At 66.0% G+C, this 24,342-nt stretch carries 20 protein-coding genes; 16 read left to right on the top strand and 4 right to left on the bottom strand.

Translation table 11 applies throughout. The features are described 5' to 3' along the window. Nucleotides 1-23 precede the first annotated feature (23 nt). From AC3ANW_RS10575 to AC3ANW_RS10590, 4 genes are all read left to right on the top strand, one after another. Complete coding sequence (locus tag AC3ANW_RS10575; RefSeq protein WP_488345130.1) at nt 24-977, top strand: inositol monophosphatase family protein; 954 nt, start codon at nt 24-26, stop codon at nt 975-977. A gap of 11 nt (nt 978-988) precedes the next feature. Then, nucleotides 989-3,181, top strand: coding sequence for an FUSC family protein (locus AC3ANW_RS10580; RefSeq protein ID WP_488345131.1), 2,193 nt, complete (start codon nt 989-991; stop codon nt 3,179-3,181). Nucleotides 3,182-3,291: 110 nt separating this feature from the next. Next, the gene (locus tag AC3ANW_RS10585; protein WP_488345132.1) at nt 3,292-4,437 is read left to right on the top strand and encodes a mechanosensitive ion channel family protein; all 1,146 of its coding nucleotides are present in this window, start codon (nt 3,292-3,294) and stop codon (nt 4,435-4,437) included. Between the two features lie 201 nt (nt 4,438-4,638). Continuing rightward, nucleotides 4,639-5,649: an MBL fold metallo-hydrolase gene (locus AC3ANW_RS10590; RefSeq protein ID WP_488345133.1), complete on the top strand. Its 1,011-nt coding sequence runs from the start codon at nt 4,639-4,641 to the stop codon at nt 5,647-5,649. A 21-nt stretch (nt 5,650-5,670) separates the two neighbouring features. Here the strand turns inward: AC3ANW_RS10590 and dapD are convergent, their stop codons facing one another. Further along, nucleotides 5,671-6,654, bottom strand: coding sequence for a 2,3,4,5-tetrahydropyridine-2,6-dicarboxylate N-succinyltransferase (gene dapD / locus AC3ANW_RS10595; RefSeq protein WP_488345134.1), 984 nt, complete (start codon nt 6,652-6,654; stop codon nt 5,671-5,673). A gap of 169 nt (nt 6,655-6,823) precedes the next feature. Here dapD and AC3ANW_RS10600 point away from each other — a divergent pair, with 169 nt between their 5' ends. Beyond that, on the top strand, nt 6,824-7,771 hold the full coding sequence (locus AC3ANW_RS10600; RefSeq protein WP_488345135.1) for a hypothetical protein: 948 nt from the start codon (nt 6,824-6,826) through the stop codon (nt 7,769-7,771). A 40-nt stretch (nt 7,772-7,811) separates the two neighbouring features. Here the strand turns inward: AC3ANW_RS10600 and AC3ANW_RS10605 are convergent, their stop codons facing one another. After that, the gene (locus tag AC3ANW_RS10605) at nt 7,812-8,390 is read right to left on the bottom strand and encodes a hypothetical protein (RefSeq protein ID WP_488345136.1); all 579 of its coding nucleotides are present in this window, start codon (nt 8,388-8,390) and stop codon (nt 7,812-7,814) included. Between the two features lie 151 nt (nt 8,391-8,541). Between AC3ANW_RS10605 and mutS the strand changes: the two genes are divergently transcribed. Then, the gene (gene mutS / locus AC3ANW_RS10610; RefSeq protein ID WP_488345399.1) at nt 8,542-11,199 is read left to right on the top strand and encodes a DNA mismatch repair protein MutS; all 2,658 of its coding nucleotides are present in this window, start codon (nt 8,542-8,544) and stop codon (nt 11,197-11,199) included. Between the two features lie 47 nt (nt 11,200-11,246). Further along, nucleotides 11,247-12,074, top strand: a complete 828-nt coding sequence (locus AC3ANW_RS10615) for a proteasome-type protease (protein ID WP_488345137.1) — start codon at nt 11,247-11,249, stop codon at nt 12,072-12,074. Nucleotides 12,075-12,088: 14 nt separating this feature from the next. Here the strand turns inward: AC3ANW_RS10615 and AC3ANW_RS10620 are convergent, their stop codons facing one another. Together AC3ANW_RS10620 and AC3ANW_RS10625 are read right to left on the bottom strand one after the other, a co-directional pair. Next, nucleotides 12,089-12,805 (bottom strand): DUF4136 domain-containing protein, encoded by a 717-nt coding sequence (locus AC3ANW_RS10620; RefSeq protein ID WP_488345138.1) that lies wholly within the window; start codon nt 12,803-12,805, stop codon nt 12,089-12,091. Between the two features lie 61 nt (nt 12,806-12,866). Continuing rightward, a complete protein-coding gene (locus tag AC3ANW_RS10625; protein WP_488345139.1) occupies nt 12,867-13,694 on the bottom strand; it encodes an undecaprenyl-diphosphate phosphatase in 828 nt (275 codons plus the stop codon). A 112-nt stretch (nt 13,695-13,806) separates the two neighbouring features. Between AC3ANW_RS10625 and AC3ANW_RS10630 the strand changes: the two genes are divergently transcribed. The 9 genes from AC3ANW_RS10630 to AC3ANW_RS10670 all read left to right on the top strand — a co-directional run bounded on the left by AC3ANW_RS10630 (nt 13,807) and on the right by AC3ANW_RS10670 (nt 24,269). After that, complete coding sequence (locus AC3ANW_RS10630; protein ID WP_488345140.1) at nt 13,807-14,415, top strand: DUF6622 family protein; 609 nt, start codon at nt 13,807-13,809, stop codon at nt 14,413-14,415. A gap of 54 nt (nt 14,416-14,469) precedes the next feature. After that, the gene (locus AC3ANW_RS10635) at nt 14,470-14,757 is read left to right on the top strand and encodes a 2TM domain-containing protein (protein ID WP_488345141.1); all 288 of its coding nucleotides are present in this window, start codon (nt 14,470-14,472) and stop codon (nt 14,755-14,757) included. Then, nucleotides 14,726-15,802 carry a sensor histidine kinase gene (locus AC3ANW_RS10640; RefSeq protein ID WP_488345142.1) on the top strand — a complete coding sequence of 359 codons (1,077 nt, stop codon included), beginning with the start codon at nt 14,726-14,728 and terminating at the stop codon, nt 15,800-15,802. Before AC3ANW_RS10635 ends, AC3ANW_RS10640 begins: the two co-directional genes overlap by 32 nt. Then, nucleotides 15,799-16,605, top strand: a complete 807-nt coding sequence (locus AC3ANW_RS10645) for a LytR/AlgR family response regulator transcription factor (RefSeq protein WP_488345143.1) — start codon at nt 15,799-15,801, stop codon at nt 16,603-16,605. Before AC3ANW_RS10640 ends, AC3ANW_RS10645 begins: the two co-directional genes overlap by 4 nt. Nucleotides 16,606-16,693: 88 nt before the next feature. Beyond that, on the top strand, nt 16,694-18,994 hold the full coding sequence (locus tag AC3ANW_RS10650) for an FdhF/YdeP family oxidoreductase (RefSeq protein WP_488345144.1): 2,301 nt from the start codon (nt 16,694-16,696) through the stop codon (nt 18,992-18,994). A gap of 42 nt (nt 18,995-19,036) precedes the next feature. Further along, on the top strand, nt 19,037-19,462 hold the full coding sequence (locus AC3ANW_RS10655; protein WP_488345145.1) for a PACE efflux transporter: 426 nt from the start codon (nt 19,037-19,039) through the stop codon (nt 19,460-19,462). A gap of 24 nt (nt 19,463-19,486) precedes the next feature. Then, entirely contained in the window at nt 19,487-19,816 is a 330-nt protein-coding gene (locus AC3ANW_RS10660; RefSeq protein WP_488345146.1) for an ATPase with chaperone activity, read from the top strand. Between the two features lie 73 nt (nt 19,817-19,889). Further along, entirely contained in the window at nt 19,890-22,400 is a 2,511-nt protein-coding gene (locus AC3ANW_RS10665; RefSeq protein ID WP_488345147.1) for a GAF domain-containing hybrid sensor histidine kinase/response regulator, read from the top strand. 162 nt (nt 22,401-22,562) lie between these two features. Continuing rightward, nucleotides 22,563-24,269, top strand: coding sequence for an EAL domain-containing protein (locus AC3ANW_RS10670; protein WP_488345148.1), 1,707 nt, complete (start codon nt 22,563-22,565; stop codon nt 24,267-24,269). The last annotated feature ends 73 nt before the right edge of the window (nt 24,270-24,342 follow it).

Genomic DNA, 24,342 nt, shown 5'->3' on the forward strand with positions numbered 1-24,342 from the left:
CATTGCGCCTCTTTCTTTCTCACATGTCGTCGAACCTGCATCCCATGCTCAACGTGGCCATCAAGGCCGCACGCGCCGCTGGCGCCATCATCAACCGCGCGGCGCTCGACGTCGAATCCGTGCGGGTCTCGCAGAAGCAGATCAATGACTTCGTCACCGACGTGGACCACGCGGCCGAAGCCATCATCATCGAGACGCTGTTGACCGCCTATCCCGGCCACGGCATCCTGGCAGAGGAAACCGGCTCGCAGCATGGCGCGCAGGATTCGGAATACATCTGGATCATCGATCCGCTCGACGGCACCACCAATTTCATCCACGGTTTCCCCGTGTACTGCGTCAGCATCGCGCTGGCCGTGCGCGGCAAGATCGAGCAGGCGGTCGTATTCGACCCGTCGCGCAATGACCTGTTCACCGCCACCAAGGGCCGGGGCGCCTACATGAACGAGCGCCGCATCCGCGTCTCCAAGCGCACCCGCCTCGACGAATCCCTGATTTCGACCGGCTTTCCGTTTCGCCCGGGCGACAACCTGCGCCGCTACCTGAAGATCATGGGCGAAGTGATGGAACGCACCGCCGGCATGCGTCGCCCCGGTGCCGCGGCACTCGACCTGGCTTACGTGGCCGCTGGATTCACCGACGGTTTCTTCGAGACCGGACTGTCGCCCTGGGACGTCGCCGCGGGTTCGCTGCTGGTGACCGAAGCCGGCGGCCTGGTCGGCAACTTCACCGGTGAAGCCGACTTCATCGACCAGAAGGAATGCCTGGCAGGCAACCCGCGCATCTACGCCCAGTTGGTGGGCATCGTCGGCAAATACTCCAAGTTCGCCGATGTCGAGTCCAAACGGCTGGCCGGCGACGCCGCGTCCACCGAAGAAGTGACGCCCGTAACCGACGCCGCGGAGGCATCGGCCGAAGCTGCACCCGCACCCGCACGCAAGCCCCTGCGCGTGCGCCGGCCGACCGGGGAAGTCTGACCCGGCCGGTGGTGTTGACCCGCCTCCGGCATTTCCGCGCGGCCCTGCTGAGGCAGGCCGAATCGTGGAGCGTCTGGCGCAGCCTGAGGCGCAGGCTCTGGCGCCTGATGTTTTCCGTACTCGGGCCGCATGTCACCAACGGCTTCGCCGTCGCCTTCGGGCTGATCGGCACCGCGCTCATCCTCTATGCCGCCGGCGGCCTGACCGCTGCGGCGACCGCGGGCGTCGGCATCCTCATCGCCACGATGGGCGACCTGCCGGCCCAGAAACACCACAAGCTCCAACAACTGCTGCCGGGGCCGGCGCTGGGGGTTCCGCTTTTCCTGGCCATGCAGCTGTCGCACCAGTCGGTGCAGCAGCAGGCGATGGTGATCATCTGCGGATCGTTCGTCTCCTTCCTGGCGATGGCCTGGGGCAAACGCGGCGGGCCGGTGAGCGCCGGCATGATGTTCTCGATGGTGTTCGCGCTGGCCGAAACACCGCCGCGCGGATTCATCGAGGCACTGCACCGCACCGGCTGGTTCGCCCTCGGAGCCGGCATCTACATCGTCTACGGCGTGGTGGCCAACGGCCTGCTGAACGGGCTCTACCGCAACCAGTTGCTGGCCGACGCGCTGAAGGGGTTCGCCGGCATCCTGCGCACCCAGTCGCGCCGCTTCGACGGCCATGCGCACGCGGACGGCGTGATGTCGGACATGCTGACCCAGCACGCCTCGCTGGCCGATTCGCTACAGTCCGCCCGCGACCTGGTGCTGGAGTCTCCCCGCACCGCAGCACGCCAGCGGCGCGCCGCCATCCTGATGGCCCTGCTCGACGCGCGCGACCACATGCTCGCCTGCGACCTGGACATCGACACCCTCTGGCAGCAAGGTGCGCAGCAGGTGGTACAGCCGGCACTGCGCGACGCCCTGCTGTTCCGGGCGCGGCAGCTGGAGATACTGGCAACCGCCCTCCTGCTGGGCCGCAGTGCACCCACCGCGCCCGAACCCTATCGCCCCATCGAAACGCTGGAGCCGCCCCACGACAACCTCGCCCTGCGCGACGTGATCGCACGCGTGGCCACCATCGGCGCGGAGGTCGACCGCATGTACGGGCTGGCGCATGGCGAGATCAAGCCCGACATCGCCGCCGTGCGCGAGACCTGGCAGCTGTTCATCAGCGCCACCACCTGGAGCTGGCTGCCGCTGCGTTCGTTGCAGGGCTGGTACGCACCCACGCTCCGTTACGCCTTGCGCGGTTCGCTGGCAATCGCCATCGGCTACGCCGTGTCGCGCCACCTGCCCTGGGCGGCTCACAGCTACTGGATCCTGGCGACCATCGTGGTGGTGCTGCGCGCCAACCTGGCGCAGACGCTGGAACGCCGCAATGCGCGGATCGCCGGAACCATCTTCGGCTGCGTGATGGTGATGGTCATACTGGCCGCGCACCCCGAGCCGTGGATGGTGCTGGCCACCATCGCGCTGTCGGCGGCGGTGGCGCATGCCTTCGTGCTCCGGCGCTACTTCATCACCTCGGTGGCCGCCACGCTGCTGGGGCTGATGCAGGCCCACCTGCTGGCAGCCGATGTGCATCCGGTGTTCGCCGCCGCCGAACGTATCGCCGACACCGTCATCGGCGCCCTCATCGCCTGGGGCTGCAGTTATGTTCTGCCGGTGTGGGAGCGGCAGTCGGTGCCGCAGCTGGTCGACCGCGCGCTGGCCGCCCAGTCGCGCCATGCGCAGCTGGCCCTGATGCCGGGCGACGTCCAGTCGCCCGACCTTCAATGGCGGCTGGCCCGACGCGAGGCGTACGACAGCCTGTCCGCCCTGGTGCAGGCCACGGCCCGCAGCCGTTCCGAACCTCAGGCAGTGAGGCCGGCGCTCGAACCTCTCGAAACACTGCAAGCGCTCAGTTATCACATGCTGGCGCATCTGACTGCCGTGAAATCGATGTTGCAGTTGCGGCGCGGACAACTGGACATGGCGATCGTCGAGCCCGCACTGGCGGCAGCAGCGGTGACCATGGCCCGATCGCTCACCCGCACGCCGGCCGGCAGCAAACCGGCGGCGGCGCACAAATCCGGCAGCGCGCCCGACCCCACCGAGGCCAGGCCGCCCGACATGCTGGCACCCGACCTGACGCCCTGGTTGCTGGAGCGGCTGAAGCTGTCGCAAGACGTCGCCGTGCAGATGCGCAGCGCGGCCGAGCAAAGCAGCCTGGCCTGACCTTTTCCCAGTCGCGCCCGCCGTGGCGCGATCGTTGCTCGCAATCCGCCCATCGAAGGCGCCGCGCAGCATCGCGTTTTTGAGTGCGTTTGATATCAGGAGGAAACCGCATGCCAGACCTGTCCGACCTTTCACCCTGGATAGCCACCATCGTCGCCGCCCTCGTCGTCGTCTTGGGCGCCCTGCTGCTGCACCGCGTGGCCGCCATGGTGCTGTTGCGGGCCACTGGACCCACGCCGGTGCTGCAATCCATCGTGCGGGCCTGCCAGCGACCGACCCGACTGCTGCTGCCGGTGCTGGCGCTGCAACTGGTGTGGCAGGCAGCCACGGACGACATGCGGTTCATATTGGCGATCCGCCACCTCAACGGCCTGCTGCTGATCGCCACGGTCACCTGGCTGATCATCAGCGCCATTGGCGGCATGGGGGCCGGCATCATCGCGCAGCATCCGGCCGACGTGGAGGACAACCTGCAGGCACGCCGCATCCACACCCAGGCGCGGGTGCTATCGCGCAGCGCCATGCTGATCGTGCTGTTCGCCGGCGCTGCCATGATGCTGATGACCTTTCCGGGCGCCAGGCAGGTCGGCGCAAGCCTGCTGGCGTCTGCCGGTGTCATCGGTATCGTCGCCGGCTTGGCCGCCAAACCGGTGTTCAGCAACCTCATCGCGGGTCTGCAGATCGCCCTGGCGCAGCCCATCCGCATCGACGACGTGCTGATCGTGCAGGGCGAATGGGGCCGCGTCGAAGAGATCACCGGCACCTATGTGGTGCTGAAGATCTGGGATGACCGGCGCCTGATCATTCCGCTGCAGTGGTTCATCGAGAATCCTTTCCAGAACTGGACCCGCACCGGATCCGAACTGCTCGGCTCGGTGTTCCTCAACGTCGATTTCCGCATGCCGGTGGCGCCGCTCAGGGCGGCGCTCGAGAAGATGATGCCCGGCTACCCCGAGTGGGACCGGCGCTTCTTCAATCTGCAGGTGACCGACGTCACCGAAAAAACCATGCAGCTGCGGGTGCTGTGCACTGCGCAGTCGTCCAGCAAGGCCTTCGACCTTCGCTGCAAGGTGCGCGAAGACATGATCTCCTTCATGCAGAAGGAATATCCCCAGTACCTGCCGACCGTCCGTTTTCTCAACGAGAAAGACGTCGCTTCGGGTGCGGTGCAGGTGCCTCCAGAGCCCGAAGTCCGGCCGGTCACCGACCGTTCGCAGGCGGGCATTACAGCCGCGCCGTCGGCGCCGGACGCCTGAGGTCCGGGCAGCCGTATCCGGACGTTGACTTTGTGAGTGTTCATCTCCAGGTTAATAGTGTGCTGTGTTCACACACTTGAGGACTTGACGCCTTCTTAATGCGGATCGCCTCTTTCAAGGGAAAGAGGACTCATCCAAAGGAAAAGGCTCAACATGTTTTTCAAAGCACGCCAATGGCGGCTCGGCGCCACTATCGCCTGTATGGCAACCCTCACGACCTTCGCGGCGTCGGCCCAGCCAGCAACCGAGGCAGGCGTCAATTCACCCGGCAAACGAACTTATGTGCCGGTGCCCGAGCATGCCAAGGGGCCGGCGATGCCCCCCAAGGGTTACCTGCTGGACGACCTGGGCGGCGGCGTCTACGGTTTCCGCAGCGAACGCGAGAACTCGATGTTCATGGTCACCCGCGCCGGCGTGGTGGTGGTCGATGCGCCACCCGAAGCCCGGGGCGGCATGGACGTGATGAAGGCCATACGCGAAATCACGCAACTGCCAGTCACACACTTCATCTACAGCCACCCGCATTCGGACCATGTGGGCGGTGCGGTGCTTTTCCAGCATGCCAATCGCAACGGGACCAGCCCGATCTACATCGCCCATGAATTCGCGGCCCAGCGCATCCGGGCGGCAGCCGATCCGAGACGCCCGGTTCCGCAGGTGACCTTTACCGGCAACCGTTATGTGCTGGAGACCGGCGGGCAGACCCTGTATCTCGACTACCACGGCGACCTGCATTCGGCCGGCGACCTCTTCATCTATGCACCGCGGCAGAAGGTACTGATGCTGACCGACGTACTGTCGCCGCGCTGGGCGCCATATTTCAAGCTGGGGCACACACCCAACGTGCCGCTGAGCATGAACGTCGCAAAACTGATTCTTGGGTACGACTTCCGCACCTTCATCGGCGGCCATGTCGGGTGGTTCGGGACCCGCGCGGATATCGAGACCATCGACCGGTATCTGTCAGACCTCGACCGCGTCTGCAAGGAGGTCTACGCCACCTACAAGGTCGATTTCTCAGCCATCGAACCCGCCAATGCCTGGGCCCGGTCGCAGACCGCCTACGAAACCTGGGCGCGGGTGGCGGCCGAGCGTATGCCCAAACACTGGCTGACCGAACTGGGCGGCGCCGACGTCTTTCTGTTCGACAACGCCCATTCGCTTCTGTTCAGCCTCTTCACCGACTATTCGCCGGCGTCGGCCAAACCGTGATCGCCCGGCCGCGCTGCCTGCTCAGTTCTTGTGCAGGTCGGCGTTCAGCGTGCCCCAGGCCTCGGTACGGCCGATCGCCTGGATGGCGCCGGTCTGCGAGTTGCGGCGGAACAGCAGGCCGGCCTTGCCGGACAGCGTCAGCGCCTTCACAACCGACCCGTCGGGCATGGTGACACGGGTGCCGCCGGTGACATAACAACCGGCCTCGACCACGCAGTCGTCGCCCAGCGAAATGCCGATGCCGGCGTTGGCGCCGAGCAGGCAGCGCTTGCCCACCGAGATGACCTGGGTGCCGCCGCCCGACAAGGTGCCCATGATGGACGCGCCGCCGCCGATGTCGCTGTGGTCGTCCACCACCACACCGGCGCTGATACGGCCTTCGACCATCGACGCGCCCAGCGTGCCGGCGTTGAAGTTGCAGAAACCTTCATGCATGACGGTCGTGCCGGCAGCCAGGTGTGCACCCAGGCGCACACGGTCGGCATCGGCGATGCGCACGCCGGTCGGCACCACGTAGTCGGTCATGCGCGGGAACTTGTCGACGCTGTGGACGGTGAACGCCAGGCGTTGTGCACGGGCGCGGCCACGGACGGCTTCCAGGCCTTCGACGGCGCAGGGGCCGGCCGAAGTCCAGGCCACGTTCGCCAGCTTTCCGAAAATGCCCGTCAGGTTCTGTGCATGCGGCAGCACCAGGCGGTGGCTCAGCAGGTGCAGGCGCAGGTAGGCGTCGTGGGCATCGGCGGGCGCATCGGCCAGCGAGGCGATGGTGGTGCGAACGGCAACCACCTCCACGCCGCGCAGTGCGTCGGAGCCGACGGCCTTGGCCGCTTCACCCAGCGCCTGGGCGGCTTCATCGGCCGACAGGCGCTGACTGCCCGAGGCGCCGGGCGCATCGGCCAGGGTGGGCGCCGGGAACCAGGTATCGAGCACGGTGCCATCGGCTGCCAGGGTTGCCAGGCCTACCGCGACAGCGCCGCGGGTGATGAACGGGTTGGATGTGGTCATGTCGAAAAGCAGAAAAACAGGGATTCGAGGTGGAACCCAGCATTATCGGTTGCCTCCGCTTCGTTTTGCGTGGCATGTCCTTCGGGTGAAGGAACAGTCGATTCGGTCACCCGGCCAATCATGCGGAATGTCTGCACGACCAGTCTTCCCGGGCCCATTTATCCATTCGTTGAACCCGTCCGTCATCGACAGGCTTCGCCCCCACGCCAGGCCGCAAGCCCCGCCGACGCCGGACACAGGCCATCCTGCAGGCGGCGCACAACTTCAGCAACTGGCGGCGCTGCGGCGGCAGCCGGTCGCACGGGTCAATCTCGCGTCCGGCCGGCCGGTCACCATCCTGCCCGGGCTTCCGGTCGACATCACCCGATTCGTCAGACACGAAATGATTCCGCGCAACCTGCAAACCCGCCATGGAGGCGAACTCCAGACCGTGCGTTTCCAGGGCCGGTCACAGGGCGTGATGACACGCTATCCTGTGCGCACCCTGGAGGTCGCGGACATGCTGCAGAAAGCCCTGCTGTCCCCGTCACCCCGCGTGGTCAACCTGATGAACCCCGGCGACATGGGAATCCGTCATTCGTATGTCGACCGCATGCCCGAAGGCCGGACCTGCCGCGTGGGCCACCTGGATGTGTGGAAACAAACCCTGAGCCGGCAAAACATCGGATCCGACGGCAGCAACGGCGAGATTGCGCATGTGCAAACCAGGCTGCACGTACGCGATCCCGCGCAGCCGCTCCAGCCTTGGCGTGCGGTCGAACACCATGCCTTCCCCGGCTGGAAGGACACCAAGGCCATCCCGCCGGAGACTTTCGGGCGCATGTGGCGATCGCTGTATCAGCCGGGCCGTGTCGATCAGGGAGTCGTGCATTGCGCAGGCGGTGTGGGTCGCACCCCGACCCTGATGTGGCGGCTGGCTTTCCAGTCCTATCTGGACCAGGCCAACCGGCAGGGCCGCACGGTGTCCCAGCCGGAGACCGCCAGCTTTCTGGACCACCTGACCCAGGAAGCCCGCGCCATGCGCGGCGGCCAGGTGCTGCCCGATCCAGGGCAGGTCCGCATGCTCTACGCCTCCTGCCTGCGTGCACTGCAGCGGCAAACAGTCGTCCGCCGATAACAGGTCACGGCCATTGCGGCGGGGACACACCTGCCGGTATTCAGGTGCGGGCCTGCCCGTCCGCCAGGCGTTCCGTCGCAACCATCGCGGCTTCGACTGACTGAACTTCTGCCTGCAACAGGCCGAGGCCTCTGGCCGCGAAAGCCCGATGCCGGGTGGCGTCGCTCCACAGGCTGGCGACCGCTTCCGAACTGGTCACCCAGGTGTAACGGATGCGGCCGGCGACCAGGTCCGCAAAGAGGGCTTCGCGTTTCGGACTAGCAGTGTCCCAGGCGTTGCCGATCAACACCCGGCGTCCGCGTTTCACCCGGGGTTCCAGTTCGGCGAAGAAGGGCAGTTTCACCGTCATCCAGCCGATCAGCCCACCCCTGGTGGCGGCGTCCAGTGCAGCCGATGCCGGCAGTTTGTTTGCCAGTTCGCGCAGCGTGCCGAGCCGGTAGCTGCCCGGGGCGGGCTGGGGTTTGGTGTTTTTCTCGATCCGACCGTCGGTGCGTTTAGGTTTCTGTGATTCCGCCAGTTCGGCTGGCGACATCCGCAGATAGAGCGCTGCGATGTCGGCGCTCAGCATGACGTCGTCGGCCAGGGAGGCCGGCAGATCCAGGTTCTCGTTTTCGGTCATTTCCATCATTCGCGCCCTGTTCTAAGCGCGAGCATCGCAGACCGATTTTAGATTCGAGGAAAATCGAACCGACTCGCACCAGCCGGCCCGGCGACACGACAATCTATCGAGAGCAATGGAAAAAGAAGAAATCAGCGCGACAGCGGTCGACATGAAGAGCGAGGCGTTCCGAGCGCTGGAGCACACGCCGATGATGGCCCAATATCTGGGGCTCAAGGCCGGCTTCCCCGACACCCTGCTTTTCTACCGCATGGGTGATTTCTACGAGATGTTCTGGACCGATGCCGAGAAGGCTTCCCGGCTTATCGACCTGACGCTCAGCCGGCGCGGCAATTCCGCCGGTTTTCCGATCACCATGGCCGGTGTCCCCTTCCATGCGGTCGACACCTATCTGGCCAAACTCATCCGACTCGGCGAATCCGTCGCCATCTGCGAACAGGTGGGAGAGGTCGGCGCCAACAAGGGGCCGGTCGAACGCAAGGTGGTGCGGGTCGTCACGCCCGGCACGCTGACCGATACCGAACTGCTGCAGGACAAGTCCGAATCGGTGCTGCTGGCCATCCACTCCGGCCCGCGGAACCGCATCGGCCTGGCGTGGCTGGCGGTCACGCAGGGCGAGGTGCAGATGGCCGAATGCGACACCGATGCGCTCGACGCCTGGGTGGCCCGCGTCTCTCCCAGCGAAGTGCTCTACAGCGCCGACGACGCCAGCGCCGCTTCGCGCCAGCTCAACCAGGCGCGGCGAAGTCTGCCATTCGCCGTCACGCCTCGGCCCGAATGGCAGTTCGACAGCGCCCTGGGCTACAGCCGCCTGCAGGAACAACTGGGTACCAAGGGCCTGGGTGCCTGGGGGGCCGACGACCTCCAGCAGGCGCACGCCGCCGCCGCCGCGCTGCTGGCCTTCGCGGAACACACCCAGGGGCGCGCCCTCACCCACATCAGCGCCCTGCGGGTGCACCGCGACGACGAACTGATCGACCTGCCGGCCGTCACCCGACGCAACCTCGAACTGGTGAAGACCCTGCGCGGCGAGGACTCGCCCACGCTGTTGTCACTGCTCGACACATGCCAGACGGGCATGGGAAGCCGCGCACTGCGCACCTGGCTCCTGGAGCCCCGGCGCGAGCGCAGCCAGGCTCGCCATCGGCTGGGCGCCATCGCGGCATTGAGGGGCGAACACGGTTCCGGTCCGTTCAGTCGCCTGCGTGAACAACTCAAGGGCATGGCCGATGTAGAGCGCATCACCGCCCGAACCGCCTTGCGGCAGGTACGGCCGCGCGAACTGGTGGCCCTGGTTCAGTCCTTGCAGCGCACCGAGCGCATTGCCGCTTCGCTGCCGACCGATTCCCGCCTGCTGGCCGACGCCGCCAACGACCTGGTGGCTCCGCCCGAAACGCTCGCGCTGCTGCAGCAGGCCATGCACCCCGAGCCGGCGGCACTGGTTCGCGACGGCGGAGTGATCGCCGACGGATTCGATGCCGACCTGGACGAACTGCGGGCCATCCAGACCAATTGCGACGGTTTTCTGCTCGAACTCGAAACCCGCGAACGCGCCCGCACCGGCATCAGCAACCTGCGGGTCCAGTTCAACCGGGTGCACGGTTTCTACATCGAGGTCACGCAAGGCCAGCTCGACCGCGTGCCGACCGACTACCGCCGCCGACAGACCCTGAAGAACGCCGAACGCTTCATCACGCCTGAGCTGAAGACCTTCGAGGACAAGGCGTTGTCGGCCCAGGAACGCGCCCTGGCACGCGAGAAGTTCCTCTACGAACAGCTGCTCGACGCATTGCAGCCCCATGTGCCGGCGCTCGGCCGGACGGCGCGGGCCCTGGCCGCGGTCGACGTGCTGTGCGCGCTGGCTGAACGCTCGCTCACGCTCGGCTGGTGCCCGCCCGAATTCACCCGCGAACCCTGCATCGAGATCGAGGCCGGCCGCCATCCGGTGGTCGAGGCGCGGCTGGCCGAAGGTTTCGGTGGCAGCACGCAAGGTGCCGCCAACTTCATCGCCAACGACACCCGGCTCGGACCGCGCCAGCGCATGCAGGTCATCACCGGCCCCAACATGGGCGGCAAGTCGACCTATATGCGCCAGGTGGCGCTGATCGTGCTGCTGGCTTCCATCGGCAGTTATGTGCCGGCCACACGTTGCCGCCTGGGGCCCATCGATGCGATCCACACCCGGATCGGTGCCGCCGACGACCTGGCCAACGCGCAATCGACCTTCATGCTCGAGATGACCGAAGGCGCGCAGATCCTGCATGCCGCCACGCCGCACAGTCTGGTGTTGATGGACGAGATCGGGCGCGGCACCAGCACCTTCGACGGCCTGGCACTGGCAGCCGGCATCGCGGCGCATCTGCACGACAAGGCGCAAAGCTTCACGCTGTTCGCAACCCATTACTTCGAGCTGACCGAGTTTCCGGCCAAACACCATGCGGCGGTGAACGTGCATGTGAGCGCGGCCGAGACGCCAGGTTCGGTCAAGGGCGGCGGCGGCATCGTGTTTCTGCACGAGATCCAGCCCGGCCCGGCCAGCCGCAGTTACGGCATCCAGGTGGCGCGCCTGGCCGGCATGCCGGCCAGCGTGCTGGCCCACGCCCGGTCGGCCCTCGCCGCGCTGGAAGAGAACGCCGGCGCCCATCAGGCGCAGGCCGACCTTTTCGCCGCACCGGTGGTTACCGAGACCGACGGACCCAGCGCCTTAGAATCCCGGCTGCACGAGATCGACCCCGACGCCCTCACCCCTCGGGAAGCACTCGATACCCTTTACGCCCTGAAGAAACTGGCCATGCGCGACAGCCGCTAGTCCTTGTTTTCTTGTTCAGCACCCCTCTCGCGAAAGATCCCTCGCCCATGACCTACTGCGTTGCCATCAAGCTCAATGCCGGCCTTGTTTTCCTGTCGGATTCGCGTACCAACGCCGGTCTCGACCAGATCAGCACCTTCCGCAAGATGATCGTCTACGAGAAGGCGGGCGACCGTTTCATGACACTGCTGTCGGCCGGCAACCTGTCCATCTCGCAGTCGGTCCGTGAAATCCTGCAGACCGAGCAGCTGCGTGAATTCGACGACGCCGAGCCCATTACCATCTGGAACGCCAAAAGCATGTTCGACGCCGCCCGTGTACTGGGCCAGGCAGTGCGCCATGTGTACGAACGCGATGCCGAAGCCCTGCAGCAGGCCGGTGTCGAGTTCAATGTGTCGCTGATCTTCGGCGGCCAGATCCGCGGTGAAGGCATGCGCCTGTTCCAGGTGTATTCGGCCGGCAACTTCATCGAAGCCACACCCGAAACCCAGTACTTCCAGGTCGGCGAATCGAAATACGGCAAACCGGTGCTGGATCGCGTCATCACCCCCGAGATGCCGCTGGACGAAGCCGCCAAGTGCGCGCTGGTGTCGATGGATTCGACCCTCAAGTCCAACCTGTCGGTCGGCCTGCCGCTCGATCTGGTGGTCTACGAAGCCAATGCATTGCGCACCGACCGGGTGATCGCCATCGACGGCGACAACCCTTATTTCCGCATGCTGCACAACAGCTGGGGCCAGAAGCTGCGCGAGGTTTTCGACAGCCTCGAAGACCCGGTCTGGGACGATGCCGAAACCGAAAATCCACTCAAGGTCGCCAATGGCCGTGCCAAGCCCCTGAAGAAACTCAGCAACCCCAACGAGAAGCTGATCTGAGTCTGCTGCGAGGTTCAGCGGCCGGTGGTGATCCGGCCGGCCGGACCGGTCTTTTCGTCGGCCATGTCGAAACGCACTTCCCGCGTCTGGCCGTTCTGTCCCGGGAAGCCGTCGAACACCGCCTTCGCCAGGTAGGGCACCAGATCCGGCAGGTTTTCCATGCCGCCTTCGTAGACGGCGGTAGCCTCGAAAACGCTGGGTGCCGACGCGGTGCTGCCCGGCGAAGCGACCTGCGCCTTGCGATCCCGCATCTGCACCCGGAGCTTGCTCACCTGCAGGGTACGCGCGACCTCGCGGTCGCCGATGTACTGGCCGCCGATCATGTCGGCCGACCAGTAGCCCGGGATCGTCGTGCCGTTGGGCCCGGGCCGCGGCGGCATGAACACCCGGTAGTTCTGATACACCGGCTGCAGCGAACGCACGGTCCGCTGCGATCCGCTGGCATCCACTTCCACCACGAACCGCGCCGGCTGCCCGGCAGGCGCGGCCTTCAGGCCCAGCCGATCCAGCTCTTCGCGTACGTATTGTTCGTAGGTCGACTGTTCAAGTTCCTTGGCGTCACCCGCCTTGTGCGGGGCGAAGGCAAAGCTGCTGCCCGCCGCGTCCGCCGGCCAGGCGTTGAAGTTGGTGACCCTGGTACTGACGGTGGCGGCACAACCGGTCAGAAGCAGCGCCGTGCCGAGCAACGCCAGGCAGGCGAAAGACGAGAAACGCTTGTGAATCAAAGGCATCGGCCATTATCGGCCGCGTTGATTCAACCGGCCTGTATCGGACTGTGCAGGAACCCGGCTCTCAGCCTTCCCAGGTGACGGCGCCGGTCCACCAGGTCGCCAGTACCACGATGCCGAAGACGATGCGGTACCAGGCAAACGGCGTGAAGCTGTTGTTGGCGATGTACTTCAACAGCCAGCGCACGCAGATCCAGGCGGCGATGAACGACATCACCAACCCCACCAGGAACATCGGCGCGTCGGCCGCCGACAGCAGCGCGCGGTCCTTGTAGAGGCTGTAGGCACCGGCGCCGATCAGTGTCGGGATGGCCAGGAAAAACGAAAAGTCGGTCGCCGCCTGGCGCGACAGCCCCATCAGCATGCCGCCGATGATGGTCGAGCCGCTGCGGCTGGTACCGGGCACCAGGGCGAGGCACTGGGCCAGACCGACCTTCAGCGCGTCCATCGGTGTCATGTCGTCGACCGACACCACACGCGGGGCCTTCAGCTGGCGTTTCTCGGCCCAGAGGATGATCAGCCCGCCCACGATGAAGGTGGTCGCCACCACCAGCGGGGTGAACAGGTGCGCCTTGACCGCCTTGCCGAACAGCAGGCCCAGCACCACGGCGGGCAGGAAACCGATGAGGACATTCAGCACCAGGCGGCGCGATTTGGCGCTGCCGGGCAGCGTGGTGAAGGTGGCCTGGAGCTTCTGCCAATAGACCAGGATCACCGCCAGGATGGCGCCGGTCTGGATGGCGATCTCAAAAACCTTGCCGCGGCCGTCGTCGAACCCGCCGAGCAGCGAACCGGTCAGGATCAGGTGCCCGGTCGAGGAGATCGGCAGAAATTCGGTCAGGCCCTCGACGATGCCCATCACGGCGGCTTTGGCTAGCAGGACGATATCCAAGGGAACTCCCCAATATAAAAACAGCGGCGATTATCACCAGTGCCACCTGAACGAAAGCAACGCCCGGCGGCCTCGTTCTGCATTTCGCGCCGGTTTTCCGAGGTTTCGCCGCATGGGGCTGGCCGCCCAAGCCCCGCAGCGCAACAGTGCGGCACCCAACGCCAACCAGGACGCCGCCATGAACACCATCGCCCACACTCCTTCGCTTCCCCAACTGCTGCACAACATCCCCAATGGGGTCTTCGCGCTTTTCCTGCTGCTGCTCTGGGTGGGGCTGCGCCAGCTGGCGCCCGGTCGCCCGCACTGGCGGCGTGCCGTTCTGCTGCCACTGGGCATGGCCCTGCTGTCGGCCTTCGGCGCCGTGACGACACTCCGCGCAGCTTCGCTGGCACTGGGCGTCTGGGCACTGTCCGCCGGCGTGGCGTTCGTCCTGATGATCCGCCGGCCGCTGCCCGAAGGCGTGCGTTACCTGGCCAACGAACAGCGGTTCGTGTTGCCCGGCAGTGTGATTCCGCTGGCGCTGATGATGGGCGTGTTCTTCACCAAATTCGCCGCCGGCATGGCGCTGGCGCTTCATCCGGCTTTGCGTCACGACAACGACACGCTGCTTTTGCTCGGCTTGTTTTACGGCGGCTTCAGCGGCCTGTTCGCCGGGCGTGCCGGCCGGCTGATCGTGCTGGCGCAACGCGTGCAGCCGGACCAACTGCCGCTCGCCCGATAGACGCCTGCAGCCGCCATGGACACCTTGATTTCCCAACACCGACAATCCGCCCCCATGCCCATATCGCTTTCCGAAGAACAGATCGAACGGCTGGCACGCCGCCGCGCGGCTGCCAAGCTCGGCTGGTACAGCCACGCCGCCATCTACCTGGTGGTCAACGCACTGCTTTTCGTACTGGCCCGCCACGGGGTCACGCACCGGCAATGGAACCTCTATCCGGCCGCCGGCTGGGGCCTGGGCCTGCTGCTGCACGGTGTGTCGGTGTTCCTGCTGAGTGCCGGCAGCGGCCTGCGCGAACGGATGGTCGAGCGTGAACGCCAGCGCCTGCGTCGCGATCGCTGAAACCTCGAACCGGGTGCAGACGATGCGCATCGACCGGCTGAGCCACCTGCTGCAGACCCTGGCCTTCTGCCTGGTCATCGCTTCCCTGAAAGCCTATTTCGAACCCGGCAAGGCCTACGCCGTTTCGCTGGTGTACTCCACTGCCATCGGCACCAGCATCTGGGCCCTGGTCGACTTTGGCAGGGTCCGCATCGACCCGGGCAGTCCGACCGGCTGGCCGCGCGGCTGGCGTTCGGTGCTGCTGCTCATGGTGTCGATCCCGCTCGGTTTCGCCTTCGGCATCACGCTCGGCGACCGCTGGTTCGGCTGGTCGTCCTGGCAGGAATGGTCTTCGCACCAGTTGTTGAACTCGCTGATCCTGACGCTGGTCGCCAGCGCCGTCATCTCATACTTCTTCTACTCCCGCGGGCGCAGCGCCGGGCTGCAGCGCCGCGCCGCCGAAGCCCGGCGCGAGGCCGACGAGGCACGGCTCAAACTCCTCGAAGCCCAGCTCGAACCCCACATGCTTTTCAACACCCTGGCCAATCTGCGCATGCTGATTGCCACCGACGCGCCGCGCGCCGAAAACATGCTCGACCATCTCGTCGCCTACCTGCGCGCCACGCTCGACGGTGCGCGCGCGGCGTGGCATCCGCTGGCCGACGAGTTCGCCCGGCTCGACGACTACCTGGCCCTGATGGCGGTGCGAATGGGCGACCGGCTGGCCTATTCGCTCGAGCTGCCGCCGGCGCTGGGCGCCGTGCCGATACCGCCGCTGCTGCTGCAGCCGCTGGTCGAGAACGCCATGCGCCACGGGCTCGAACCGCAGTTGCAGGGCGGTCGTATCGATGTCATGGCCGCGTTTGAAGACGGCCTTGTCCGCATCACGGTGAAAGATACCGGGCGTGGCCTCGGCCAGGGCCCGTTACAGCCAGGTTTCGGCACACGCCAGCTCCACGAGCGCCTGTCCACCGCCTGGGGCGACGCGGCGGAGGTATGTTTTCTGCCGCTGGAACCACAGGGCACGCAGGTAGTCGTCCGTTTTCCCATATCGCATCAGTCATGAGCCGCCACCCGACCGCCCTCATCGCCGAAGACGAACCGCTGCTGGCCCAGGCGCTGGCCAAGGCCTTGTCCGAGGCCTGGCCGCAACTGGAGATCGTCGCCACCGCGGGTGACGGCGTGTCGGCCGTGGCCCGGGCGCTGGATCTGCTGCCCGACGTGCTGTTCCTCGACATCCGCATGCCGGGCCAGGACGGGCTCGAGGCGGCCACCGCGCTGGTCGACGCCTGGCCGGCGCACAGGCCTTTCCCGGCGCTGGTGTTCGTCACCGCCTACGACCGATATGCCGTGCAGGCCTTCGAGGCCCAGGCGGTCGACTACCTGCTGAAACCGCTGCAGCCGCTGCGCCTGCAACGCTCGGTCGCGCGGATGCAGCAGCTGCTGGCGCAACGCCTGTCGGCACCCGACGCCGCGCTGGACCAGCTGCGCCGGCTGTTCGACGGGGTGGCGGCGCCGGGCCCGGCCGCACCGACACTGCGTTTCATTCCCGCGGCAGAAACCGGCAGCCAGGGTGCGGTGGTGCGGATGGTGCCGGTCAACAACATCGTGGTCTTCGAAGCGGCCGACAAATACGTCCGTGTGCTGACCGCAGCCCGTGAATACCTGGTGCGGACGCCGCTGCGTGAACTGACGGTGCAACTCGATGCCCGGGTGTTCTGGCAGATCCACCGCGGCACGCTGGTGCGGGCCGACGCCATCGACACCGTCTCCCGCGACCAATCGGGACGGCTGACCCTGGCGATACGGGGGCGGCCCGAAAGCTGGGCTGTCAGCCGCCTGTATGCCGCGCAGTTCCGCGCGTTGTAGCCGCACGGCAGGTCAAGCCACAGGCTGACAAATTTCGTCTCTGCACGGCACGCTAAATCGGGGTTCCATTCGCCCAACCCGCACCGGCATGCAGAACGACATCAAACACGACAAAGACACCATGATCCGGATCCATTCCTACGAGGCCCCGGCCGGCGGCTGGGGTTCGGTCCAGTCGCTCGGTGTCACCGCCGCCCGCTTCGGCGCCTACGACGCCATACCGGGCCTGGCCCGCCAGAACAAACCCGACGGCTACGCATGTGTCAGCTGCGCATGGGGCCGGCCGCAGAAATCGCATCTGGCGGAGTTCTGCGAGAACGGCGCCAAGGCCACATTTTCCGAGTTGACGAGCGCCCGTGTGGGCGCCGATTTCTTTGCGCAGCACACCGTCACCGAACTGCGCTCCTGGTCAGACATGGCGCTCGAACAACTCGGCCGGCTTACAGAACCGCTGCGCTACGACGCCGCGTCCGACCGTCTGGTGCCGGTGGGATGGGACCAGGCATTCGCCGCCATTGGCGCCGAGCTGAAGGCGCTCGATCCCAGGTCGGTGGTGTTCTACGCATCGGGCCGTGCGTCCCTCGAAACCTCCTACATGTATCAGCTGCTGGCCCGGATGTACGGCAACAACAACCTGCCGGACAGTTCGAACATGTGCCACGAGACCACCTCGGTGGCCTTGAAGAAGGTGATCGGCCAGCCGGTCGGCACGGTCCACGTCGCCGACTTCGAACACACCGACTGCATCTTCTTCTTCGGCCAGAACGTCGGCAGCAACAGCCCGCGCATGCTGCACCAGCTGCAGGAAGCGCGGGAGCGCGAAATTCCCATCGTCGTCTTCAACCCGCTGCGCGAGCGGGGGCTGGAAGAATTCAAGAACCCGCAGAGCCCGGTGCAGATGCTGGGCGGAGCGGCCACGGAAATCGCCACGCATTACCACCAGGTTCGGCCCGGCGGCGACATCGCGGCGCTGTTGGGCCTGTGCAAGGCGCTGTTCGCCCTGGACGACGAGGCCGGCGACGCTGGCCGTCCGCCAGTGCTCGACCGGCCGTTCATCGACGCCCACACGCATGGGTTCGACGCATTCGAGGCACTGGCACGCGGATATGACTGGTCAGCCATCGAAGCCGAATCCGGACTGAGCCGCAGCGCCCTGGAAGGCGCGTCCCGCATCTACGCCAAGGCGACCGCCGTGATGGCGGTCTACGGCATGGGACTGACGCAGCACAAACGTGGCATCGACAACGTGACCATGTTGGTCAATCTGATGCTGATGCGCGGCAACATCGGGAAGAGCGGCGCCGGTTTGTGCCCGGTGCGAGGTCATAGCAATGTGCAGGGCCAGCGGACGGTGGGCATTTCCGAAAAACCGGAGCTGGTGCCGCTGGACAAGTTGGCCGAACAGTTCGGTTTCGAGCCGCCGCGCGACACCGGGCTGACCACTGTGGACGCTTGTGCCGGTGTGCTCGACGGCACGGTGCGCGCCTTCGTCGGCCTGGGCGGCAACTTCGTGCGGGCCATTCCCGACCACAACCGCATGGAACCGGCCTGGGAAAAGATGCGCCTCACCGTGCAGGTGGCGACCAAACTCAATCGCAGCCATCTGATCAATGGTGAAGTCGCCTATCTGCTGCCCTGCCTCGGCCGCATCGAGCGCGACGAGCAGGCCGGCGTGCTGCAGACGCTGATGACCGAAGACAGCACCGGCTGGATGCATGCCAGCCGCGGCCACCATGCGCCGGCGTCGGCATCGCTGCTGTCCGAGGCGCGCATCGTGGCCGGCATCGCCAAGGCGACGCTTGCTCCCAACGCCAAGGTCGACTGGGATGCATGGGCGCAGGACTACAGCCGTGTGCGCGATGCCATCGCCGTCACTTTTCCGGAGATCTTCCACGACTTCAATCGGCGGATCGAGGCGCCGGGCGGATTCGCGCGACCATTGGCGGCCCGCGAAAGGGTCTGGAACACCAAGTCCGGCAAGGCTGAATTCACCTTGCCCGAAGCGCTCAGTGCGGCCTTCCCCGGCGACGGCGGCGAGGATGTGATGCGCCTCATCACGCTGCGCAGCAACGACCAGTTCAATACCACGGTGTACGGCCTGGACGACCGCTTTCGGGGTGTCGAGGGCACCCGCATGGTGGTGTTCATGCACATCGACGACATTGCCCGGCTGGACCTCCAAGCAGGTGCCGAGGTCGGCCTGGGGTGCGCCGCGGGCGACGGCTTCGTGCGCGAAGTGCATGGGTTGCGGGTGGTGCCCTACGACATCCCGCGAGGCAGCGTGGCGGCCTATTACCCGGAATGCAATCCGCTCATCCCGCTGTGGCAGCACGCGGACGAAAGCAAGGTTCCGGCGGCCAAGTCGGTTCCGGTCCGTGTGGTCGCCTGACGAAATTTGTATACAGTCCACCGCTCATTCAAAGGGCGGACGATGCAGGGATTGAGGCGGCGGATTGTGTTTGTGGTGTTGTACGAAGGCATAGCGGTGGCGAGCACCAGCGTCGGACTGGCGGCGGCTTCGGGCGGATCAGAACAAATGGGTTCTGCCTCGATGGTCGCGGTGGGATCCTCGATGATCGCCATCGTCTGGAACCTGGTGTTCAACTGGTTGTTCGAGCGCTGGGAATCGGGTCGGGCAGTCCGGGGCCGGAGCCTCGGCCGGCGCGTCGCCCATGCGCTGGGTTTCGAAGGCGGGCTGGCCGTCATGCTGATCCCACTGGTGGCCTGGGGCCTGGGCGTCACGTTGAAGGAAGCCTTCTGGCTCGACCTCGGCCTGCTGGGTTTCTTCCTGGCCTATACATTCGTCTTCAACTGGGCTTTCGACCGCATCTTCGGCCTGCCCTCCAGCGCCGCCTGAACGGAACATCGAACGCAAATCGCCATGTACGAACCCGACCAGACATTCATCGCCGACAGCTTCCTGGCGCTCTACACCGCCAACGGCCGGCCCACCGGCAGCCGCCAGGAAGTCGCGGCGCGCTATGAGTTTTGCGAGGACATGGCGACGCAGGTGGGCGAGATATGCCGCACCCTGCAGTTCGAAACCGACGTGTCCGAAAGCACCGCGCTGCGCAACTGCCTCGACGGCCTGCTGGCACCGCCGGCCTCGGTCAGCGCCGACGAAGCGACCTGGGTGATGCGGCGTGTCGCCGAGCTGCTCGACTGGCATCTGCCGCTCTGGCTGATGCCGGAGTCACGCCCGCCAAAGTAACGCTGTCCTACGGGGACGGTAAAACGTCGATGCTACATTTTTCGGCTTCGTGTCTCCCACCACCACGCAGCCGATGCCCTTGAACGACATGACGACAGCCCACCACGAAGTGTTCGTGGGCGACAGTGAATCAGCCCGCCTGCTGCGTGCCCATGATTGGTCCCATTCGCCACTGGGCGACCCGGGCAGCTGGCCCGAAACCCTGAAGGTCGCCTTGCGTCTGATGCTCACTTCCCGCTTCGAGATGTGGGTCGGCTGGGGTCCGGACGTGGTCTTCTTCTACAACGACGCGTACCGCCCCACCCTGGGCATCAAACATCCTGCCGCCATGGCTCGGCCCACCCGAGAGGTCTGGCCCGAAATCTGGGAAGACATCGAAAAGCGGGTGCGCATCGTCTACGACCAGGGACAGTCGACATGGGACCGCGCCCTGCCGCTGGTCATCGAGCGGTCCGGCAGGCCAGAGGAGACCTATCACACCTTTTCGTACAGCCCGCTGATCCTGGGGCCGGGCGAGGTCGGCGGCCTGTTCTGCACGGTGACCGAAGAAACCGAACGGGTCATCAACGAACGCCGCCTGGCTTCGCTGCGCAAGCTGGCCGCCGGCCTGGTCGGCACCGATAGCCGCCATGCCGTGCTGCAGGCCACGCGCCAGTGCATGGCGGAAGCGGTCAACGACCTGCCGTTCAGCCTGCTCTACCTGTTCGACGAGCGCGGCCGGGCGCGCCTGCATTGCACCACCGGCCTGCCCCCCGATCATGCGATGGCGCCGCCGCTCCTGACACCCGGCCAGCCGGTACCCTGGCCGCTGGTGGAAGTGCTCGCGGCCGCCACGTCGTTCACGGTGGATCTTGGCTGCCGCACCGATGTGCCACCCGACCGCTGGGGCAGGCCGTCGCCGACCGCCCTGCTGGTGCCGCTGGGTCCGAAGGGCGCGCCACGACCGCTGGGTTTCCTGGTCGCGGGCCTGAGCGCGGTATTCAGCCTGTCCGACGATTACCGAAGTTTTGTCGAATTGCTGGCTGGCCAGATCGCCGCCAGCCTGCTGAACGCCGATGCCTTCGAACGCACGCGGGCATCGCGCGACCGGGTCTGGCAGAACTCGCGCGACCTGCTGGTGCTGATCGGCGCGGACGGCATCTTCCAGGCGGTCAACCCGGCCTGGACGGACATCCTGGGCCATCGGCAGGAAGACGTGGTCGGGCGCAGTTTTCTCGAATTCATCTGGCCGGAAGACGCTGACATGGCCCGGCACGGACTGGACGACGCAGCCGCCTCGCGCGACCTGACGGACTTCGAAAACCGCTACAGGGACCTGGATGGCAACCCGCGCTGGATCTCCTGGCACACCCGCGCCGAAGGCGATGTGGTGTTCGCCTATGGCCGCGACGTGACGGCCCACAAGGAAGCGCAGGCCGAACTGGCATCGGCCCAGGAAGAACTGCGCCAGTCGCAGAAGATGGAAGCCGTCGGCCAACTGACCGGCGGCATCGCCCACGACTTCAACAACCTGCTGGCGGGCATCAGCGGCTCGCTCGAACTGCTACAGCGCCGGGTGGATCTGGGCAACTTCAGCGGCCTGGAGCGTTACATCACCATCGCACAGGGCGCCAGTCGCCGCGCCGCCGCCCTGACCCAGCGCCTGCTGGCCTTTGCACGGCGCCAGACGCTCGACCCCAAGGCCACCGACGTCAACCGCCTGGTGACCGGCATGGAAGACCTGATTCGCCGTGCGGTGGGACCGGACGTCACCCTGGAAGTGGTTGGGTCGGGCGGCCTGTGGCCGACGCTGATCGACCGGTCGCAACTCGAGAACGCCTTGCTCAACCTGTGCATCAACGCGCGCGACGCCATGTCGCCTGCGGGCGGCCGGCTCACCATCGAGACATCGAACAAATGGCTGGACAGCCGAGGCGCCCGCGAACGCGAGCTGGCGCCCGGCCAATATGTCGCCCTGTGCGTGACCGACACCGGCAGCGGCATGCCGCCCGAGGTCGTCGCACGCGCCTTCGAACCCTTCTACACCACCAAGCCGCTGGGCCAGGGCACCGGGCTCGGCCTGTCGATGGTCTACGGTTTCGCGCGCCAGTCGGGCGGGCAGGTGCGCATCTATTCCGAGCTTGAAAAAGGCAGCACCATCTGCCTCTACCTGCCACGCCACACCGGTGACGAGGCGGAGGAACCTTCCGAGCCGCAGCTGCCCGACACCGGTGGCGACGGAGAGACGGTGCTGGTGATAGACGACGAGGAATCGGTGCGGACCCTGATCGTCGAAGTGCTGCGCGAGGCCGGCTACCGCACGCTCGACGCGGCAGACGGCCCTGCCGGCCTGGCCATCCTGCAGTCGGCGGCGCGCATCGACCTGCTGATCACCGACGTCGGCCTGCCCGGCGGCATGAACGGACGGCAGGTGGCCGACGCCGCCAGGATCTCGCGGCACGGTCTGCGTGTGCTCTTCATCACCGGCTATGCGGAGAATGCCGCGGTGGGCAATGGCCACCTGGAAGCCGGCATGGCGGTGCTGACCAAACCGTTCTCGATGGCCAGCCTGGTTTCCAGCGTCAACGGCCTCCTGGGCCGCTAGATCAGGCGAGCGACCGGCCGGCCGGTACGGTCACTCGCAGGTAAAGGTCGCTGGATTGCTCATTCGGTTGCATTACGTTGCATGATTGCGGGAGATCACATGGATTACCAGTGACCAGTCGCTTCCTGAGAGTCCAGCCCTCATGTTTTTACGAGAGTCAAAATGACCCGCAGTGGCGCTGACGAGCTTCGCGTCCTGCATACGCCAGATCACACCGCCGGCTCCCACAGCAAAGACCTGTTCCCCGCATCCGACTTCTGGTACGAACGTTTCATGCCCATTGCCCGAATTCTGGGCCGATACCCCCGCCTGGCGGGAAACGTCATCGGCTATGTCATGGCCGCAGCCATGGTGATGGTTTTCTGCCTGACCGCGGTCGGCCTGCGTGTGCAGCAGGTCCAGGCCGGGCACGGCCGTGTCCTCGCGCGCATGCAATCGGTCCAGGACGACACCCGAAAGTTGCTGGACGAACTCAATGCCGGCTACCGCCCGGATTGCAGCCCGGAAAATCTACGCCGCCTGGGCGGCCTGATGTTCCGCCACCGATATGCACGCGGAATCGGGCTGGTCGATGCGAAGGGCGACCTGTTCTGCAGCACCGGCGCCGGCTTGCTCGACACCCCGTCGCCACCCGGCAAACACCATATCGACGGAGCCTACGGCCGTTACTACCTTCGCACGCCGGTGCATCTTTTCGTCGGCTCGCTGGAAGGTTCGATCACTGCCACGGTGATCGAGCGCGGCCGGTTCCAGGTATTGGTCGACAACAACCTGACCCAGGAAGCCTTTGCCGAATATGCCGATGCGGTGTGGGCCGGTGGAGGCAGCCAGCGGCGCCGGGTCTTCGGCGGCAGGTTCGCCGACATGACCGAACCATATGTCTCGGGTGCGCCTCCCGAGTTGCGCGTGGACTGGCCCCATCTGCGCCTGATCGTCACCACTACCGAACCCGGCGTCAGCCCGGTGTCGGTGCAGAGCGTGCTGGGCTGGCATTCGCTCGACGCCGCCCGGATGCGGGTGCTGATCGTGGCGATGGCCTTCTTCGGCCTGTTCGGTTTCGTCTCGGGCAATGCCATTGCCCGCCAGTGCCGGCGTTACCACTCCATCGACTACCGAATCCGCCACTTGTGCACGGCGGCCAACGTGGTGTGCCACTACCAGCCCATCCTGGAGCTGGCCACAGGCCGCATGGTGGGTTGCGAAGTGCTGGCGCGGCTGCAGGACGGCGACAAGCTGCTGTACCCCGACAAGTTCATCCCCTCGCTCAACAAGCAGCATCTCAGCTGGAACTTCGACGCCGCCGTCAGCCGTGCCGCCCTGCACGAGCTGGCCGCAGCCCTGCCACCCCAGACCGGGTTCACCGTCGCCCTCAACTTCTTCCCGCACAACCTGAGGCGCGACACCATCCATGCGCACCTGCAGTCGGTGATGTCGGAGATCGACCGCAGCGACTTCCAGATCGAACTGGAAGTGACCGAATACGACTTCTCGCCCGACCTGGCCCCCGAACTCCGGCGCCTGAAACTCGACGGCTACGGCATTTCCATCGACGACTTCGGCACCGGGTATTCGAACCTGGGCATCGTCAAGAAGGTCAGCCCCGACTACCTGAAGATCGACCGCAGCTTCGTGTTCGAGATGGAAGACGAAACCATCCGCTCCAGCCTGATCCCGGAGATCATCGCCATCGCCCGGGCGGTCGGCAGCCAGGTGATCGCCGAAGGTATCGAGACCGCCGCGCAGGAAGCCCAGCTCAGAGCGCTGGGAGTGCAGCTGGGCCAGGGCTATTACTTCGCCAAGCCAATGGGGATGGAAGACCTCCAGCGCTACATCGCGGCCAAGGCGGCCCATTCGACCGCCGAGGTCTGACCTGCCGACGCCCGCCGCTGTCGGCAAAACGGCTGGAATTCCGACAGGCCGGGAGGCGGCGCATGGGCGATGA

The sequence above is a fragment of the Xylophilus sp. PBN-3R genome, assembly GCF_057747805.1.